At 73.6% G+C, this 16,381-nt stretch carries 14 protein-coding genes; 4 read left to right on the top strand and 10 right to left on the bottom strand.

Annotation, left to right across the window (positions count from 1 at the left end; translation table 11 throughout):
• Positions 1-91 precede the first annotated feature (91 nt).
• Positions 92-1,438: a UDP-glucose dehydrogenase family protein gene (locus ACVWNX_RS12545; protein ID WP_454413996.1), complete on the top strand. Its 1,347-nt coding sequence runs from the start codon at positions 92-94 to the stop codon at positions 1,436-1,438.
• Between the two features lie 95 nt (positions 1,439-1,533).
• Here ACVWNX_RS12545 and ACVWNX_RS12540 read toward each other — a convergent pair whose 3' ends face one another.
• From ACVWNX_RS12540 to ACVWNX_RS12530, 3 genes are read right to left on the bottom strand one after another with little or no spacing between them, the layout of a single operon-like run.
• Entirely contained in the window at positions 1,534-2,787 is a 1,254-nt protein-coding gene (locus ACVWNX_RS12540) for a dipeptidase (protein WP_454413995.1), read from the bottom strand.
• Positions 2,784-3,356 carry a 5-(carboxyamino)imidazole ribonucleotide mutase gene (gene purE, locus ACVWNX_RS12535; protein WP_454413994.1) on the bottom strand — a complete coding sequence of 191 codons (573 nt, stop codon included), beginning with the start codon at positions 3,354-3,356 and terminating at the stop codon, positions 2,784-2,786. Before purE ends, ACVWNX_RS12540 begins: the two co-directional genes overlap by 4 nt.
• Positions 3,353-4,510: a 5-(carboxyamino)imidazole ribonucleotide synthase gene (locus ACVWNX_RS12530; protein ID WP_454413993.1), complete on the bottom strand. Its 1,158-nt coding sequence runs from the start codon at positions 4,508-4,510 to the stop codon at positions 3,353-3,355. Before ACVWNX_RS12530 ends, purE begins: the two co-directional genes overlap by 4 nt.
• Before the next feature lie 294 nt (positions 4,511-4,804).
• Between ACVWNX_RS12530 and ACVWNX_RS12525 the strand changes: the two genes are divergently transcribed.
• A complete protein-coding gene (locus ACVWNX_RS12525; protein ID WP_454414736.1) occupies positions 4,805-5,401 on the top strand; it encodes a GtrA family protein in 597 nt (198 codons plus the stop codon).
• Between the two features lie 25 nt (positions 5,402-5,426).
• Here ACVWNX_RS12525 and ACVWNX_RS12520 read toward each other — a convergent pair whose 3' ends face one another.
• Positions 5,427-6,698 carry an ATP-binding protein gene (locus tag ACVWNX_RS12520; RefSeq protein WP_454413992.1) on the bottom strand — a complete coding sequence of 424 codons (1,272 nt, stop codon included), beginning with the start codon at positions 6,696-6,698 and terminating at the stop codon, positions 5,427-5,429.
• Between the two features lie 404 nt (positions 6,699-7,102).
• Positions 7,103-7,780 (bottom strand): response regulator transcription factor, encoded by a 678-nt coding sequence (locus tag ACVWNX_RS12515; protein WP_235457590.1) that lies wholly within the window; start codon positions 7,778-7,780, stop codon positions 7,103-7,105.
• Between the two features lie 503 nt (positions 7,781-8,283).
• Between ACVWNX_RS12515 and ACVWNX_RS12510 the strand changes: the two genes are divergently transcribed.
• Entirely contained in the window at positions 8,284-9,771 is a 1,488-nt protein-coding gene (locus ACVWNX_RS12510) for a peptide MFS transporter (protein ID WP_454413991.1), read from the top strand.
• A gap of 196 nt (positions 9,772-9,967) precedes the next feature.
• Here ACVWNX_RS12510 and ACVWNX_RS12505 read toward each other — a convergent pair whose 3' ends face one another.
• On the bottom strand, positions 9,968-10,579 hold the full coding sequence (locus ACVWNX_RS12505; RefSeq protein WP_454413990.1) for an ATP-binding protein: 612 nt from the start codon (positions 10,577-10,579) through the stop codon (positions 9,968-9,970).
• Between the two features lie 424 nt (positions 10,580-11,003).
• The gene (locus ACVWNX_RS12500) at positions 11,004-11,450 is read right to left on the bottom strand and encodes an STAS domain-containing protein (protein WP_454413989.1); all 447 of its coding nucleotides are present in this window, start codon (positions 11,448-11,450) and stop codon (positions 11,004-11,006) included.
• Positions 11,451-11,721: 271 nt separating this feature from the next.
• Here ACVWNX_RS12500 and ACVWNX_RS12495 point away from each other — a divergent pair, with 271 nt between their 5' ends.
• A complete protein-coding gene (locus ACVWNX_RS12495) occupies positions 11,722-12,756 on the top strand; it encodes an RNA polymerase sigma factor SigF (RefSeq protein ID WP_454413988.1) in 1,035 nt (344 codons plus the stop codon).
• 648 nt (positions 12,757-13,404) lie between these two features.
• On the opposite strand, the gene hutI is transcribed toward ACVWNX_RS12495, so the two are convergent.
• From hutI to ACVWNX_RS12480, 3 genes are all read right to left on the bottom strand, one after another.
• Positions 13,405-14,583, bottom strand: a complete 1,179-nt coding sequence (hutI, locus tag ACVWNX_RS12490; protein ID WP_454413987.1) for an imidazolonepropionase — start codon at positions 14,581-14,583, stop codon at positions 13,405-13,407.
• A 311-nt stretch (positions 14,584-14,894) separates the two neighbouring features.
• Positions 14,895-15,635, bottom strand: a complete 741-nt coding sequence (locus tag ACVWNX_RS12485; protein WP_454413986.1) for an isocitrate lyase/PEP mutase family protein — start codon at positions 15,633-15,635, stop codon at positions 14,895-14,897.
• A 98-nt stretch (positions 15,636-15,733) separates the two neighbouring features.
• Positions 15,734-16,261, bottom strand: coding sequence for a carboxymuconolactone decarboxylase family protein (locus tag ACVWNX_RS12480; protein WP_454413985.1), 528 nt, complete (start codon positions 16,259-16,261; stop codon positions 15,734-15,736).
• Positions 16,262-16,381 lie beyond the last annotated feature (120 nt).

The following is a 16,381-nucleotide window of genomic DNA, read 5'->3' as shown; positions in this document are numbered from 1 at the left end:
CGTGACCAGCACCCCCGGGAGACCTCGGGGACCTCCCGGAAACCCCGGGACCGGCCGCAGACCACGACCTTCGCTACGTACCGGAGCACTCATGGCCCCCCTCAAGATCACCGTGATCGGCACCGGGTACCTCGGCGCCACCCACGCCGCCGCCATGGCGGAGCTGGGCTTCGAGGTGCTGGGGCTGGACGTCGTCCCCGAGAAGATCGCCCTGCTCGGCGAGGGCAAGGTGCCGATGTACGAGCCGGGCCTGGAGGAGCTGCTGCGCAAGCACGTCGCCGGGATCGAGGGGTCCACCGGACGGCTGCGCTTCACCCTGGACTTCGCCGAGGCCGCCGCCTTCGGCGACGTCCACTTCGTCTGCGTCAACACCCCGCAGAAGCACGGCGAGTACGCCTGCGACATGTCCTACGTCGACGCCGCCGTCGAATCGCTCGCCCGCCATCTGGAGCGCCCCTGCCTGGTCGTCGGCAAGTCGACCGTGCCGGTGGGCAGCGCGGAACGGCTCGCCGCCCGCCTGGTGGAGCTGGCGCCCGCCGGGGACGGGGTCGAACTGGCCTGGAACCCCGAGTTCCTGCGCGAGGGCTTCGCCGTCCAGGACACCCTGCGTCCGGACCGGATCGTCGTCGGCGTGAACGGGCCGAGTGCCGAGAAGCTGCTGCGCGAGGTGTACGCGACGCCCGTCGCGCAGGGGGCGCCGTTCGTGGTGACGGACTTCCCCACCGCCGAACTGGTCAAGACGGCCGCCAACTCGTTCCTCGCCACCAAGATCTCGTTCATCAACGCCATGGCCGAGGTCTGCGAGGCCGCCGGGGGCGACGTGGTCCGGCTCGCCGAGGCCATCGGGCACGACGAGCGCATCGGCAACAAGTACCTGCGGGCCGGGGTCGGGTTCGGCGGGGGCTGTCTGCCCAAGGACATCCGGGCGTTCATGGCCCGTGCCGGGGAACTCGGCGCCGACCAGGCGCTCACCTTCCTCCGCGAGATCGACTCCATCAACATGCGCCGCCGGGGCCAGATGGTGGAGATGGCCCGCGAGGCGCTCGGCGGCGGCCCGTTCCTCGGCCGCCGGATCGCGGTGCTGGGCGCCACGTTCAAGCCCGACTCGGACGACGTCCGGGACTCGCCCGCGCTGAACGTCGCCGGGCAGATCCACCTCCAGGGCGGCCAGGTCACCGTCTACGACCCCAAGGGCATGGACAACGCCCGCCGGATGTTCCCCACCCTCGGGTACGCGGACTCCGCGCTGGACGCGGTGCGCGGCGCCGACGTGGTGCTGCACCTCACCGAGTGGCGGGAGTTCCGGGAGCTGGACCCGGCGGAGCTGGGTGCGGTCGCCGGGCGGCGGGTGCTGCTGGACGGCCGCAACGCGCTGGACCCCGCCCGCTGGCGGGACGCCGACTGGAGCTTCCGGGCGATGGGCCGCCCGACCGCCTGACGGCGGCACACCGGTTCCGACGGGACGGAAACGCGCGGCGGGGGCGGGCCTTCGGAAGGCCCGCCCCCGCCGCGTCCGCGTCACGGGACCGGAGGTCACCCGGCGACGGGGCCCTCCAGGTCACCGGACGGCCCGTCCAGGGACTCCAGGGTCGCGTTCGACGGGCCCCGGCGGGACGCGACGTCCCGGGCGACGGCCTCGCCGTCCGCCAGCACCCGCACCGCGTTGGACCAGGTCAGCTTGGCCAGGTCGGCCCTGGACCAGCCCCGCGTCCGCAGCTCGACCAGCAGGTTCGGATAGCCGGAGACGTCCGACAGCCCCTCCGGGGTGAAGGCGGTCCCGTCGTAGTCCCCGCCGATGCCCAGGTGGTCGACGCCCGCGACCTCGCGCATGTGGTCCAGGTGGTCCGCCACGTCGGAGACCGTCGCCACCGGGCGCGGCCGCTCCGCCTCGAAGGCCCGGTGCGCCCGCATCGCCGCCGGGGTGGTGTCCAGCGGGTGGAAGCCGTGCGCCCGCAGGTTCTCGTCGGCCGCCGCCGTCCACGCGACGGCCGCCGGGAGGACGAACTTCGGGACGAAGGTCACCATCGCGACGCCCCCGTTGGCGGGCAGCCGCTCCAGCACGTCGTCGGGGACGTTGCGGGGGTGGTCGCAGACCGCCCGCGCCGAGGAGTGGGAGAAGATCACCGGCGCCTCGCTGGTGTCCAGCGCGTCCCGCATGGTCGTCGCGGCCACGTGCGAGAGGTCCACCAGCATGCCCAGCCGGTTCATCTCCCGGACCACCTCGTGCCCGAACGGGGTGAGGCCGCCCGCCACGGGCGCGTCCGTCGCCGAGTCCGCCCAGGGCACGTTGTCGTTGTGGGTGAGCGTCAGATAGCGCACGCCGAGCGCGTACAGCGCCCGCAGGGTGGCCAGCGAGCTGTTGATCGAGTGCCCGCCCTCCGCCCCCATCAGCGAGGCGATCCGGCCCTCCCGGCGGGCCCGCTCCAGGTCCGCCGCCGACGCCGCCGGGGCCAGGTCGGCCGGGTGGCGGTCCAGCAGCTGGCGCACGCAGTCGATCTGCTCCAGCGTGGCGCTGACCGCCTCGTCACCGGACATCCCGGTGCGGACGTACACCGACCAGTACTGGGCGCCGACCCCGCCCGCGCGCAGCCGGGCGAGGTCGGTGTGCAGCCGTCCGCTCTGGTCCTGGGCGAGGTCCCGCGCGTCGAGGTCGTAGCGGACCTGTTCGCGCAGCGCCCACGGGAGGTCGTTGTGCCCGTCCGCCACCGGGTACTCGGCGAGCAGCGCGCGCACCTCCCGGCGGGCGGCGGCCCGGGCGGCCTCGGGGTCGCTCAGCGGCGCGATCACGCGCCCCCCGCGAACCCGAACCCGCCGGTGGCGCCGCCCTCGACCTTGGCCCGCAGCCGCTTGCCCTTCTCGGTGGCCTGGTCGTTGAGGTCCCGCTGGAACTCCCGCATCCGGGCCAGCAGCTCCGGGTCGTGCGCGGCGAGGATGCGCGCCGCCAGCAGCCCGGCGTTGCGGGCGCCGCCGACGGACACCGTGGCGACCGGCACCCCGGCCGGCATCTGGACGATGGACAGCAGGCTGTCCATGCCGTCCAGGTACTTCAGCGGCACCGGGACGCCGATGACGGGCAGCGGGGTCACGGACGCCAGCATGCCCGGCAGGTGCGCCGCGCCGCCCGCGCCCGCGATGACCGCCTTCAGTCCGCGCTCCGCCGCCTGCTCGCCGTACGCGATCATCTCGTGCGGCATCCGGTGCGCGGAGACCACACCGACCTCGTAGGGGACCTCGAACTCGTCGAGGGCCTGGGCGGCGGCCTCCATGACCGGCCAGTCCGAGTCGGAGCCCATCACGATGCCCACCAGCGGGGGCGCGGACGGACGGCTGAGGGTGGCGGTGGGCGACGGGCTCATTCGGTGATCGTTCCTCTGAGGTAGCCGGCTGCGTGACGGGCGCGCTCCAGGACCTCGTCCAGGTCGTCGCCGTAGGTGTTGACGTGGCCGACCTTGCGTCCGGGCTTCACGTCCTTGCCGTACATGTGGATCTTCAGCCCGGGGTCGCGGGCCATGCAGTGCAGATACGCCGAGTACATGTCCGGGTAGTCGCCGCCGAGGACGTTGCACATGACCGTCCAGGGCGCGCGCGGACGGGGGTCGCCCAGCGGCAGGTCGAGGACCGCGCGGACGTGGTTGGCGAACTGGGAGGTGACCGCGCCGTCCTGGGTCCAGTGCCCGGAGTTGTGCGGACGCATCGCCAGCTCGTTGACGAGGACCCGGCCGTCGGCGGTCTCGAACAGCTCCACCGCGAGGTGCCCGACCACCTCCAGCTCCTTGGCGATCCGCAGCGCCATCTGCTCGGCGCGCAGGGCGAGCGCCGGGTCCAGCCCGGGGGCGGGCGCGATGACCGTGTCGCAGACGCCGTCCACCTGCCGGGACTCCACCACCGGGTAGGCGACGGCCTGGCCGTGCGGGGAGCGGACCACGTTCGCGGCCAGCTCCCGGACGAAGTCGACCTTCTCCTCGGCGAGCACCGGCACCCCGGCGCGGAACGGCTCCGCCGCCCCGGCGGCGTCGCGGACCACCCACACGCCCTTGCCGTCGTAGCCGCCGCGCACCGTCTTGAGGACCACCGGGAACCCGTCGGGGGAGTCCGCGGTGGCGCCCTCGGCGGCGAAGGCGACCACGTCCGCCGGGTCCGTCACCAGGCGGTGCCGGGGGCAGTCCACGCCGATCTCGGTGAGCCTGGCCCGCATCACCCCCTTGTCCTGGGCGTGCACCAGCGCGTCCGGACCGGGGCGCACCGGGACGCCGTCCGCCTCCAGGGCGCGCAGGTGCTCGGTGGGGACGTGCTCGTGGTCGAAGGTGATCACGTCACAGCCGCGTGCGAACTCCCGCAGGGTGTCCAGGTCGCGGTAGTCGCCGATGACGACGTCGCCGACGACCTGGGCCGCGGAGTCCTGCGGGGTGTCGCTGAGGAGTTTGAACCTGATGCCGAGTGGGATGCCCGCCTCGTGCGTCATACGCGCGAGCTGACCCCCGCCGACCATGCCGACTACCGGGAATGTCACGCCCCCAGGGTATCGGCGCGACCGCGACCGCCGTCCAGGGCGGTGCGCGGGCCCGGTCCCGGGCCGTTCCCGGACCCGGCGGCGGGCCCGGGAAACGGCGTCCGGGGGCGGTGCGCGGGGGGCCTGGTTAGCATGGTGGGGTTGACGACTTCCATCGGTTCCGTGGTCCGCCACGGCCCCCATGGCTCCCCGGCCCCGGCCCCTGCGGCCTCGCGGACCGCCGCCCATGGCCATCCGATGCCGACCGACTGAGCGGGGACCGGGCCCACCATGACCAAGGACGCTGGGCGCACCATGACCGAGAACGGCGGTACGCGCGGGTCCCGGACCGGGGCCCTGGGCGCGCTGCGACGGCAGGTGGAGCAGCTGTGGCGGGAGGTGCTGAAGTTCGGCGCGGTGGGCGGCGCGGGCATCGTCGTCAATCTGCTGGTCTTCAACCTGGTGCGCGCGGTGTCCGAGCTGCCCGTGGTGCGCGCGAGCATCATCGCGACGGTCGTCGCCATCGCCTTCAACTACGTCGGGTTCCGGTACTTCACCTACCGTGACCGCGACAAGAGTGGACGCACCCGGGAGATGGGACTGTTCCTGCTGTTCAGCGCGGTGGGACTGGTCATCGAGAACGGGGTGCTGTACACCGCCACCTACGGGTTCGGCTGGGACACCCCGCTGCAGAGCAACGTCTTCAAGTTCGTCGGGATCGGCGTCGCCACCCTGTTCCGCTTCTGGTCGTACCGCACCTGGGTGTTCCGCGCGCTGCCCGCCGGTCCTCCGGTGGACCTGACGGACCCGGTGGCGGTGGCGTCGGGAACCGTCCCCGCCACCCGTGAGACGCCGGGCGTCCGGGGCGCGGGCGCCACCTCGCTCTCCGGCTCCGGCCGCCGGACGCCCTGACCCGAGGTCCCTCGGACGCCGTGTCTCACCGCACCTGCTTGTCGCCGCCCCGGTGGGTGCGCGGCGGCGGGTTGCGGGACAGGAACAGCCCGAACACCGGCGGTCTGAGCTGCAGCATCTCCAGCCGTCCGCCGTCCGCCTCGGCGAGGTCCCGGGCGACCGCCAGCCCGATGCCGGTGGAGTTCCGTCCGCTGATGGTCCGCTCGAAGATCCGCGAACCCAGCTCGGCGGGGACGCCCGGCCCCTCGTCCGTCACCTCGATGACCGCCTGGTTGCCGGTGACCCGGGTGCGCAGGGCGACGGTGCCCTCCCCGTGCACCAGCGAGTTCTCGATCAGCGCGGCGAGCACCTGGGCCACCGCGCCCGGGGTGCCGACCGCCCGCAGATGCCGTTTGCCGGAGCTGACGACCGCCCGCCCCTCGCTCCGGTAGGCGGGCCGCCACTCCGCGAGCTGCTGGGTGATCACCTCGTCCAGGTCGAAGGAGACGGCGGAGCCGGTCCGGGGGTCCCGGGAGTTGGTGAGCAGCCGCTCCACCACGTCGGTCAGCCGTTCCACCTGCGCCAGCGCGATGGACGCCTCCTCCCGCGCGGTGGTCAGGTCGTCGGTGACGGTGATCTCCTCCAGCCGCATCGACAGCGCCGTCAACGGGGTGCGCAACTGATGGGAGGCGTCGGCGGCGAGCCTGCGCTCGGCGGTGAGCATCCGGGCGATGCGCTCCGCGCTGGCGTCCAGCACATCGGCCACCCGGTCCAGCTCGGGGACGCCGTAGCGGCGGTGCCGGGGGCGCGGGTCGCCCGAGCCGAGGCGTTCGGCGGTCTCCGCGAGGTCGGTGAAGGGCGAGGTCAGACGGTTCGCCTGGCGCACCGCGAGCAGCACCGCCGCGACGATCGCGAGCAGCGCCACCAGGGCGATGATCACCAGGGTGCGCCCCACCTCCTCGGTCACCGCGGAACGGGACTCCTCGACGGTGACCGTCTCGCCCTGCTCCCCGTGCGCGGTCGAGTGGATCACCTCCCCGCCGGGCCGCCGTCCGACCTCCACGACCCCCTGACCGGGGATGTCGACCCGGGCGTAGCTGCCCGAGCGGACCTGGGGGGCCAGCGTGGCGCTGGTGATGTTCTGGGCGTCGAGGATGCGGCTGTCCACGATGCTGGCGAGCCGGACCGCCTCCGACTCGACGCGCTCCTGGGCGCCCTCGCTGATGGTGCGGGTCTCCACGATGACCAGGGACACCCCGAACACCGCGATCACCACGAGGACCACCGCGAGGGTGGAGTGGATCAGCCGTCTGCGCATACCCCTAAACGTAGCCCCGCCGCCCCCGCAACCTAGGGCGCGCCCCAAAGGGGCGCGAGGAACAGCGCGAGCAACCCACCACAACAGAGAGCCGAACAAGAAACCAGCGGAAGCGAACGCCCCCGGAACCGAGCAGAACAGCTCACGCCACCCGGAACGCACCCGAAAGGGGCGCGGGGAACGGCGCGAGCAACCCACCGCGACGGAGAGCCGAACAAGAAACCAGCGGAAGCGAACGCCCCCGGAACCGAGCAGAACAACTCACGCCACCCGGAACGCACCCGAAAGGGGCGCGGGGAACGGCGCGAGCAACCCACCGCGACGGAGAGCCGAACAAGGAACAGGCGGAAGCGAACGCCCCCGGGTGCCGCCCGAAGGGAACGGCACCGCCCCCCGCAGGGGCCTCAGCTCTTCTCGAAGCGGAACCCAACCCCCCGAACCGTAGCGATGTACCGCGGGTTGGCCGCGTCATCGCCCAGCTTCTTGCGCAGCCAGGAGATGTGCATGTCCAGCGTCTTGGTGGACGACCACCACGTCGTGTCCCAGACCTCCCGCATCAACTGGTCCCGGGTGACGACCCGCCCCGCGTCCCGGACCAGCACCCGCAGCAGGTCGAACTCCTTGGCCGTGAGCTGGAGCTCCTCCTCGCCCATCCAGGCCCGGTGCGACTCCACGTCGATCCGGACCCCGTGGGTCGCGGGCGGCTGCTGGGGCTCCGCCGCCCCGCGCCGCAGCAGCGCCCGGACCCGGGCGAGCAACTCGGCGAGGCGGAACGGCTTGGTGACGTAGTCGTCGGCGCCCGCGTCCAGCCCGACCACGGTGTCGACCTCGTCGGCGCGGGCGGTGAGGATCAGGATCGGCACGGTGTGGCCCTCGGCCCGCAGCCGTCGGGCGACCTCCAGGCCGTCCATCCCGGGGAGCCCGAGGTCCAGCACCACGAGGTCCACGCCGCCCTGCATGCCCGCGTCCAGCGCGGTCGGGCCGTCCTCGCGCACTTCGACCTCGTACCCTTCGCGGCGCAGGGCGCGGGCCAGCGGCTCAGAGATGGACGCGTCGTCCTCGGCGAGCAGTACACGGGTCATGACCCGATGGTAGTCCGGCGGGGGCCCGCCCAGGGAGACGGCGGGAGCCCCGGACACCCGGTGATTTCGGGCCTGTGGGTATGTGGTGACATCCTGGGTCCGACCTTTGAATGCGTGTCGACAAGGCCAATGAACCTGTGTTCCATCTCTCAGGGTCGGACATACGTTTCCCATCTCCCGCATGTCGTGTCGTATGGTGTGAGAACGCCTGTAGCACGTACCGAGGACCCCGTGGCCGCTCCGGCGCGACCGGGGTCCTCCGTCGTGCGGGCCGACCGCCCGTCGGCCTTGAAAGGAATGACCTGTGGCCGGGCCCCGCCGCGACGACGTGCGCGGGGCGTGGCTCCCGGTGTCCCCCGCCCCTCGTGGCCGCGCGTCCCCGACGCCGGAACGGGTCCCCCCTCAGGCGTAAGGGGTGGGCGGCGCGGCGCCGGTGCCGGCCAGCCCCCCACCGGGCGCGCTCACGTTCCACGCCGCGCGTCCCGAACAACAAGGATCGACCCATGGCGTCCAGCCTGACGAAGGAATCGCCCGGCACCTCCGGCGAGAAGACCTTCTTCGGCCACCCCCGCGGCCTGGCCACCCTCTTCATGACCGAGATGTGGGAGCGCTTCAGCTTCTACGGCATGAGGGCCCTGCTCCCGCTCTACCTGGTGGCCCCCGGCGGTCTGCAGCTCAGCGCGACCACCGCGACCGCGATCTACTCGATCTACCTGGCGATGGTGTACCTCCTCGCCATGCCCGGCGGCTGGTTCGGCGACCGCGTCTGGGGTCCCCGCAAGACCGTCGCCATCGCCGCCACGGTGATCATGGCGGGTCACGTCACCCTGGCGCTGCCGGGGCAGGCCCCGTTCTTCGCGGGCCTCGCGCTCGTCGCGATCGGCTCCGGTCTGCTGAAGGCCAACATCTCGACGATGGTCGGCCATCTGTACCAGGGCCCGGACGACCCGCGCCGGGACGGCGGCTTCACGATCTTCTACATGGGCATCAACCTGGGTGCCTTCGCCGCTCCGCTGATCATCGGCACCGTCGGCGAGAGCGTGAACTGGCACCTGGGCTTCGCGCTCGCGGCGGTCGGCATGGCGCTGGGCCTGATCCAGTTCCTGCTCGGCACCCGTCACCTCAGCGAGCGCTCCAGCGTGGTCCCGACCCCGCTGTCGGACGACGAGCGCCGCTCGACGCTCCGCAAGGGCCTGATCTTCCTGGCCATCGGCGTCGTCTTCTACGGCGTCGTGGGCGGCGCGGGCCTGTTCACCCTGAACTGGGCGCTGGTCCCGATCACCCTCGCCGGTCTGATCATCCCGGTGCTGGTCCTCACCCGGATCAAGCGGGACAAGGACCTGACCGCGACCGAGCAGTCCCGGATGACCGGCTTCATCTGGTTCTTCGCCGCCGCCGCAGTGTTCTGGATGATCTACGACCAGGGCGGTTCGACGCTGGCGCTCTTCGCGAGCGAGTCCACCAACACGGTGGTCTTCGGCTTCGACTTCCCCGTCTCCTGGTTCCAGTCGATCAACCCGGTCCTGGTGATGGCGCTCGCCCCGGTCCTCGCGTGGCTGTGGCTGGCGCTGAACCGGCGGGGCAAGGAGCCGAGCACGGTCGTCAAGTTCTCGTCCGCGCTGCTGCTGATCGGCGCCTCGTTCCTGGTCTTCCTGATCCCGCTGACGATGGCGGGCGACGGGACCCAGGTCGCCGTCTGGTGGATGGTCGCGATCTACTTCGCGCAGACGCTGGGCGAGCTGTGCCTGTCGCCGGTGGGTCTGTCGGTGACGACGAAGATGGCGCCCGAGAAGTACGGCTCCCAGATGATGGGCGTCTGGTTCCTCGCGGTGACGGCGGGCGACTGCACCACCGGTCTGCTCTCCATCGCCGGGGTGAACCTCAACAAGTCCGGCGTCGTCGCCCTGGAGGCGACGCTCGCGATCCTCGCGGGCGTGGGCTTCTTCCTCTACCGCAGGCAGGTCAAGAGCCTGCTGGGCGGAGTGCGCTAGCACGGAGCGAGCGCGCTGACCGCACAGGTCCGCCGCGTCCCCCGGGGGCGCGACCGGGACGGGACCCCTCGGGTTCCCGTCGACGGTCGCGCCCCCGGGGCGTTTCCGGGGGACGCGGTCCGGGGCGGGTCCCGGGGGCGATCGGCGATCGGCGATCGGCTGTCGGTGGCGGGGCGGGCCGGTGGTGTCCCGATGGTCAGGCGGGGGCGGCCAGTTCGGCCCAGACGGTCTTGCCGGGGACGCCGGGGGTGCGGACCACGCCCCAGTCCAGGCAGAGCCGCTGCACGATGAACATCCCGTGGCCGCCGGGGCGTCCGGCGCGGTGCGGGGTGCGCGGCGCGGGCGCCCCGGCGCCCCGGTCGGTGACCTCGACCCGCAGCACCTTGCCCGCGCACCCGATGGTCATCTCCTCGGGGCCCTCGGCGTGCAGACAGGCGTTGGTGACCAGTTCGGAGACGACCAGCAGCACGTCCTCGGCGGCGGCCCGCCGGTCGGCGCCGGACGCGGGCAGCCAGCCCCAGTCGTAGAGGGCCTGCCGGGCGAAGTCCCGGGCGAGCGGCACCACTCCGGGGGCGTCCCGCAGGGACACCCGGCGCGGCGCGGGGGCGGACGCCACCGGTGCCGACGGGGCGACGGGGCCGGGGCCCGCGCTGGACGAGGGTGCCTGGGCGGACGACGGGGCCGCGCCGGTGGGCGGGGCCGGGGCGGGCGAGGGGTCCCGGGCGGTGCCGGGCGCGGGCCCGACGTGCACGGCGTTCCGCGGTTCGGGACCGCGATCGCCCGGCGGACGGGGCCGGGTGGTGCTCATCAGGGCTTCACCTCACCGATTCACCGGTTGACCAGTTGCAGCATGCGTCAAGTTCCCAAGTTCCCACATGATCCGGCACGCGCGGCGGGCTGCCGCGCGATCGCCGGTCCCGGCGGGCGGACCGTGCGGAGCCGGTGCGGGCGGACGCCCCGGTTCCGTTCCGGTCCGCGGGTGCTTCCCGGCGCCGTTCCCGGTGTTCCCCGGTCCCGTCGCGGTTCCCTCCCGGTCCGTTCCCGGCCCCTTCCGGCACCGTGCGGCGCCGGGGGTCTCCTGCCCGGACCATCGGTGGGAACACCCATTCTCGCCGTGACACGGTCATCCCGCATGTGACTCCGGCGACTTCGTCGTCCGGGAGGGGGGCGGAAGTCCGGCCGGGAGCGGCCCGGGGCCAACCGGGTCCGGGGGTCCGGGGGGTGACGCCGGGTCACTCCCGGACGGCGGCCCGATCGCCCGGAGTGCCGTCCGCGGTGCCGTCCGCGCCGGTGCCCGGGTCGTCGCCCGAGACGGTGTCCAGGGCGTCGTCCAGGGTGGCGTGCACCGTGAACACGGCTTCGGCCCCGGTGATCTCGAACACCCGGGCCACCGTGGGGAGCATGCCCGCGAGATGGACCCCGCCCCCTGCGGCCTCGGCCCTCAACCGGGCGCCGAGCAGCACGTTCAGCCCCGTCGAGTCGCAGAACTCCAGCCGGGAGCAGTCCACGACGACCCGGGCCGCGCCCTCGTCGAAGAAGGTGTCCAGGGGTTCCTGGAGCAGTTCGGCGGTGTGGTGGTCCAGCTCACCCGCCGGGGTCACGACGGCGCTGGTCCCGTGGCGCCGCACGTCCACCCGTAGGCGGTCGCGATAGGCGCTGCCGACCGTCCCGCGGTCCATGGCGTCTCTCACTTTCGGGCCCGTCCGCCGTGACGGCCGCGCCCCGGTGGATGGAGGGGATGTGGGGGTGACGCCTTCGAACCCTACGCGGTCCGCGCTCCCCGGGGTACCGAACAACCTCAACAAAGCGGACATTTGACTCTGTGGGGAATTTGCAAGGGATTCAACAAAGCGGGTAGGGGTAGGAGGGACCGCACTCGACACGGCCGGCATTCGGAGGCGCCGCGAACCGCAGGATCGCAAGGCACCGGCAGCCTGATGCCTGGACACGATGGAGGACGACATGTCACCCCGGCTCGACGCATCGCGGACCCTCGAAGCGACGTCGGCATCCCGTCCCGCAGCACCCGACGACACCGCTCCGCCCCGCACCACCGCACCGTCCGGCACCGCCCCCGCCGCCCCGACGGGCACCGTCAGGGAGGCCGTCGCCCCTGCGGCCGCCGCCCGGGGAGCCGCCGTCGCGGAGGCCGAGCGCCCCGCCGACGTCCGGCCCGGGAGCCTGGCGGACCTGCCGGAGATCCCCCCGTTCGACGAGGTCGCCCCGGCCGACGCGCGGGCCCTCTCCAAGGTGCTGTTCGCCCGGCTGGAGATCCTGGAAGAGGGCACCCACGAACACGCCTACGTCCGCAACACCCTGGTCGAGCTGAACCTCGCCCTGGTGAAGTTCGCCGCCTCGCGCTTCCGCACCCGCAGCGAGCCGATGGAGGACATCGTCCAGGTCGGCACCATCGGCCTGATCAAGGCGATCGACCGCTTCGAGCTGAGCCGGGGCGTGGAGTTCCCCACCTTCGCGATGCCGACCATCGTCGGCGAGATCAAGCGGTTCTTCCGTGACACCAGCTGGTCGGTCCGGGTGCCGCGCAGGCTCCAGGAACTCCGCATCGACCTGGCCAAGGCCGGTGACGAGCTGGCGCAGCGCCTCGACCGCGCGCCCACCGTCGCCGAACTGGCCGAGCACCTCGGGCTCTCCCGGGAGGAGGTCGTCGAGGGCATGGCCGCCGCCAACGCCTACACGGCCAGTTCGCTGGACGCCCAGCCCGAGGAGGACGACTCCGAGGGCGCGCTCGCGGACCGCATCGGGTACGAGGACCACGGGCTGGAGGGCATCGAGTACGTCGAGTCCCTGAAGCCGCTGATCGCCGGGCTTCCGGCGCGGGACCGGAGGATCCTGTCGCTGCGGTTCGTGGCGAACATGACCCAGTCCGAGATCGGTGAGGAGCTGGGCATCTCCCAGATGCACGTGTCGCGGTTGCTCTCCCGCACCCTCGGCAGGTTGCGGCGGGGCCTCACCGCGGAGACGTGACCCCCGGCCCCGCCGGGCCCGCGGGCCCGGCGGCCGCCCGCCGTCCCCTGCGGGCGCGCGGTGGTTGTTCGCGCAGTTCCCCGCGCCCCTTGCGGGACCGCTGTCCGTGGTCCCGCGCGGGTGCGTTGTGGGTCACTCGCGCAGTTCCCCGCGCCCCTTGGGCGGGTTGCCGCCCGTGGTCGCCTGCGGGTGCGTGGTGGCTGTTCGCGCAGTTCCCCGCGCCCCCGGCTGGGTTCCTGTCGTCGGTCCGGCGCTGGTCCGTCGTGGCTGTTCGCGCAGTTCCTCGCGCCCCTGAGCGGGGCCCCGACGTGGTTTTCCGGCCTCTGGCGCGGGCCGGGACTTGGCGAACGGACGCTCCAGAGCGCCCCGTCAGGGGGGCGCGGGGAACGGCGCGACGAACCACGACGCACCCGCACCAGAGCACGGCAGCGGCCCGTCAGGGGCGCGGGGAACTGCGCGAATGACCACGACGCACCCGCACGGGGCCACGGCAGTAACCCACCGAGGGGCGCGGGGAACTGCGCGAACGACCACGACGTACCGCACGGGGGCATGGGTGGCGACCCGTCCAGAGGGGGGAACCGTGACGGCTCGGGTCGGGGCACGGGTGGTGGGCCCGGCAGGGGGCGTCCCGTAAGGGCGGGGGGTTCAGGTGCGGACTCCGCGCCGCCACACCGCGGTGACCAGCGGGACCCCGGGCCGGTACGCCAGGTGGACATGGCTCGGCGCGTCCAGGAGCAGCAGATCGGCGTACGCCCCCGGCACGACCCGTCCCACGTCCGCCCGCCGCAGCGCCGCCGCGCCGCCCGCCGTCGCGGACCACACCGCCTCGTCCGGGGTCATCCCCATGTCCCGGACGGCCAGCGCGACGCAGAACGGCACGGAGGTGGTGAACGACGAGCCGGGGTTGCAGTCGGTGGAGAGCGCGACGGTGACCCCCGCGTCCAGCAGCCGCCGCGCGTCGGGCCACGCCGCCCGGGTGGAGAACTCCGCGCCCGGCAGCAGGGTCGCCACCGTGTCCCCGTCCGCGAGGGCTGTCACGTCCTCGTCCGTCAGATGGGTGCAGTGGTCCGCGCTGGCCGCCCCCAGCTCCACCGCCAACCGCACCCCCGGCCCGTACGACAGCTGGTTGGCGTGCACCCGGGGCACCAGCCCCCGGGCCGCGCCCGCCGTCAGCACGGCCCGCGCCTGGTCCCCGTCGAAGGCGCCCGTCTCGCAGAACGCGTCCACCCAACGCGCGTGCGGGGCGCACGCGTCCAGCATCGGACCGGTGACCAGGTCGACGTAGCCCGCCGGATCGTCCGCGAACTCCGGGGCGACGACGTGCGCGCCGAGGTAGGTGACCTCGTCGGTGTGCCGGGCGGCGATCCGCAGCGCCCGTTCCTCGTCGGTGACGGTCAGTCCGTACCCCGACTTGGTCTCGAAGGTGGTGGTGCCCTGGCGCAGCGCCTCGTCCAGGTAGCGGACGAGGTTCGCCTCCAGTTCGTCGTCGGTGGCCGCCCGGGTCGCCGCGACCGTGGTGCGGATGCCCCCGGCCGCGTACGGGCGGCCCGCCATCCGGGCCCCGAACTCGGCGGTGCGGTCCCCGGCGAACACCAGGTGCGCGTGGGAGTCCACGAACCCGGGCAGCGCGGCCCGGCCCCCCGCGTCGACCACCGTGTCGGCGTCCGGCGCCCGTCCGGCCGGACCCACCCAGGCGATCCGTTCGCCCTCGAACACCACGGCCGCGTCCTCGACCAGTCCGAGCGGGGAACCGTCGCCGGTGGCCGGGTCGTTGGTGACCAGGGAGCCGATGCGGGTGACGAGGGTACTGGCGCTGGCGCTCATGGGTCCTGGGTCCTCCGGGGTGCGCTCCGGCCCCGTCCGGGCCGGGCCCGCCGGTCGGACGGACCCGGGCGCGGCCCGGGGGACGCGCGGTGGACCGGGGCGCGCCCCGGGGTGGGGGACGCGTCACCAGACTCCCACGCGCCGGGCTCCCGCCACGGGAACACCTCGCACCCCACCCGGAACACCCGCCCTGGCACGGTCACTCCGTCCGGCCCGCCCGGCGGGCCGGACGGCCCCGTCGTCCGCCCGTCCGGGACGTCCCGCCGGTCAGGCACGTGCCTGACCGGCGGGTGTCCGGCCCGTCCGCGTGGTCAGCGCAGACGGGACGCCAGGTCGGTCAGCCCGGCGGTGCTCCGGTGCAGCAGTCCGGGCCCGAAGGTGATCCGGGTGGCGCCCAGCCGTCCCAGCGTCCGGAAGGAGTCCCGGGGCCGCGCGTCCGCCGGACCGGGGACCGTCGCGATCGCGTTCAACGGCCCCCCGATCCGGGCCCGCAGCACCGGCAGCGCCTCGTGCGGCGCCCCGATCGGATAGACGCAGTCCGCGCCCGCCGCCGTGTACAGCAGCGCCCGTTCGACCGCCGCCGCCGGATCGGACACCCCGCGCACGAAGGTGTCCACCCGGGCGTTGAGGAACAGCAGGCCGCCCGCCGCCGCCCGGACCTCCGCCAGCCGGTCGGCGTGCCGCCGGGGGTCCTCCAGGGTGCCGTCCGGGCCGGTGTCCTCCAGGTTGCAGCCCACCGCCCCGGCCTCCAGCAGCCGTTCCACGAGTTCGGCGGGCGGCAGCCCGTAACCGCCCTCGACGTCGGCGGAGACGGGCGGCGCGCCGAGCGGCTCCACCGCGCGGACGATCCGGGCCACCGCCGCGAACATCTCGGCGGCCGGGGTGCTGCCGTCCCGGTACCCGAGGCTCGCCGCGATCCCGGCGCTGGGGGTGGCCAGCGCCGGGAAGCCCGCCTCCACCAGCGCCCGGGCGCTGGCCGCGTCCCAGGGGCCGGGGAGGACCAGCGGATCGTCGGCGGCGCGGCCGTGGTGCAGCGAGCGGAACCGGTCCACGGGGCGCCGCGTTCCCCCCGCGGCGTCCCGGGCGGATCCGGCGGCCCCGGCCTCTTCGCGGGGCGCGCCCGTGGGTCCCGTCGCTGCCTGACCGGTGGTCACAGGCCCTTGAACTGGCCGGGCGTGTAGTGGCCGGGTGCCAGCCGGACCGCCACGTTCAGCCGGTTCCAGGTGTTGATCACGGCGATGGAGGCGAGGAGCTGGGACAGCTCGGCCTCGTCGAAGTGGGCCGCCGCCCGCGCGAACACCTCGTCGGGGACGAAGCCGTCCTGGAGGTTGGTGACCGCCTCGGTCAGCTCCAGCGCCGCCAGTTCCCGCTCGGTGTAGAAGTGGCGCGACTCCCGCCAGGCGCTGAGCTGGACGATCCGCTCCACGCTCTCCCCGGCGGCCACCGCGTCCTTGGCGTGCATGTCGAGGCAGAAGGCGCACTGGTTGAGCTGCGAGGCCCGGATGCGGACCAGTTCGCCCAGCACCGGGTCGAGTCCCTGCCCGGCGGCGGCGGACACCTTCATCATCGCCTTGAAGAACTCGGGGGCGTGCTTGCTCCACTGGAGCCGGACGGGCTCCTCGGGGGCGTAACCGTCAGTGGTCGTGGTCGGGTTGGCGATGTTCTGGGTCGTCGTCATGTGCACCACCCTAGGAGCGGAACAGCCCGGCGATAGGGTCCATTCACGGCCCCAGATCTTGGGCCACTTGGACTCCCCGGGGGGTTCCGCCGCCCGGTTGCCCGGCCACTCGGCGGTCCG

The sequence above is a fragment of the Streptomyces sp. JNUCC 64 genome (assembly GCF_054484115.1).
The sequence above is the reverse complement of the archived record's forward strand: the minus strand, read 5'-3'. Positions and strand labels throughout refer to the sequence as shown.

What these genes read in the sequence shown, in the direction of transcription:
- ACVWNX_RS12505 (WP_454413990.1), bottom strand. Translation starts at nt 10,579, where the DNA reads ATGAGCACCACCCGGCCCCGTCCGCCGGGCGATCGCGGTCCCGAACCG.
- ACVWNX_RS12545 (WP_454413996.1), top strand. Translation starts at nt 92, where the DNA reads ATGGCCCCCCTCAAGATCACCGTGATCGGCACCGGGTACCTCGGCGCC.
- ACVWNX_RS12480 (WP_454413985.1), bottom strand. Translation starts at nt 16,261, where the DNA reads ATGACGACGACCCAGAACATCGCCAACCCGACCACGACCACTGACGGT.
- hutI (WP_454413987.1), bottom strand. Translation starts at nt 14,583, where the DNA reads ATGAGCGCCAGCGCCAGTACCCTCGTCACCCGCATCGGCTCCCTGGTC.
- ACVWNX_RS12515 (WP_235457590.1), bottom strand. Translation starts at nt 7,780, where the DNA reads ATGACCCGTGTACTGCTCGCCGAGGACGACGCGTCCATCTCTGAGCCG.
- ACVWNX_RS12525 (WP_454414736.1), top strand. Translation starts at nt 4,805, where the DNA reads ATGACCGAGAACGGCGGTACGCGCGGGTCCCGGACCGGGGCCCTGGGC.
- ACVWNX_RS12495 (WP_454413988.1), top strand. Translation starts at nt 11,722, where the DNA reads ATGGAGGACGACATGTCACCCCGGCTCGACGCATCGCGGACCCTCGAA.
- ACVWNX_RS12520 (WP_454413992.1), bottom strand. Translation starts at nt 6,698, where the DNA reads ATGCGCAGACGGCTGATCCACTCCACCCTCGCGGTGGTCCTCGTGGTG.
- ACVWNX_RS12510 (WP_454413991.1), top strand. Translation starts at nt 8,284, where the DNA reads ATGGCGTCCAGCCTGACGAAGGAATCGCCCGGCACCTCCGGCGAGAAG.
- purE (WP_454413994.1), bottom strand. Translation starts at nt 3,356, where the DNA reads ATGAGCCCGTCGCCCACCGCCACCCTCAGCCGTCCGTCCGCGCCCCCG.
- ACVWNX_RS12500 (WP_454413989.1), bottom strand. Translation starts at nt 11,450, where the DNA reads ATGGACCGCGGGACGGTCGGCAGCGCCTATCGCGACCGCCTACGGGTG.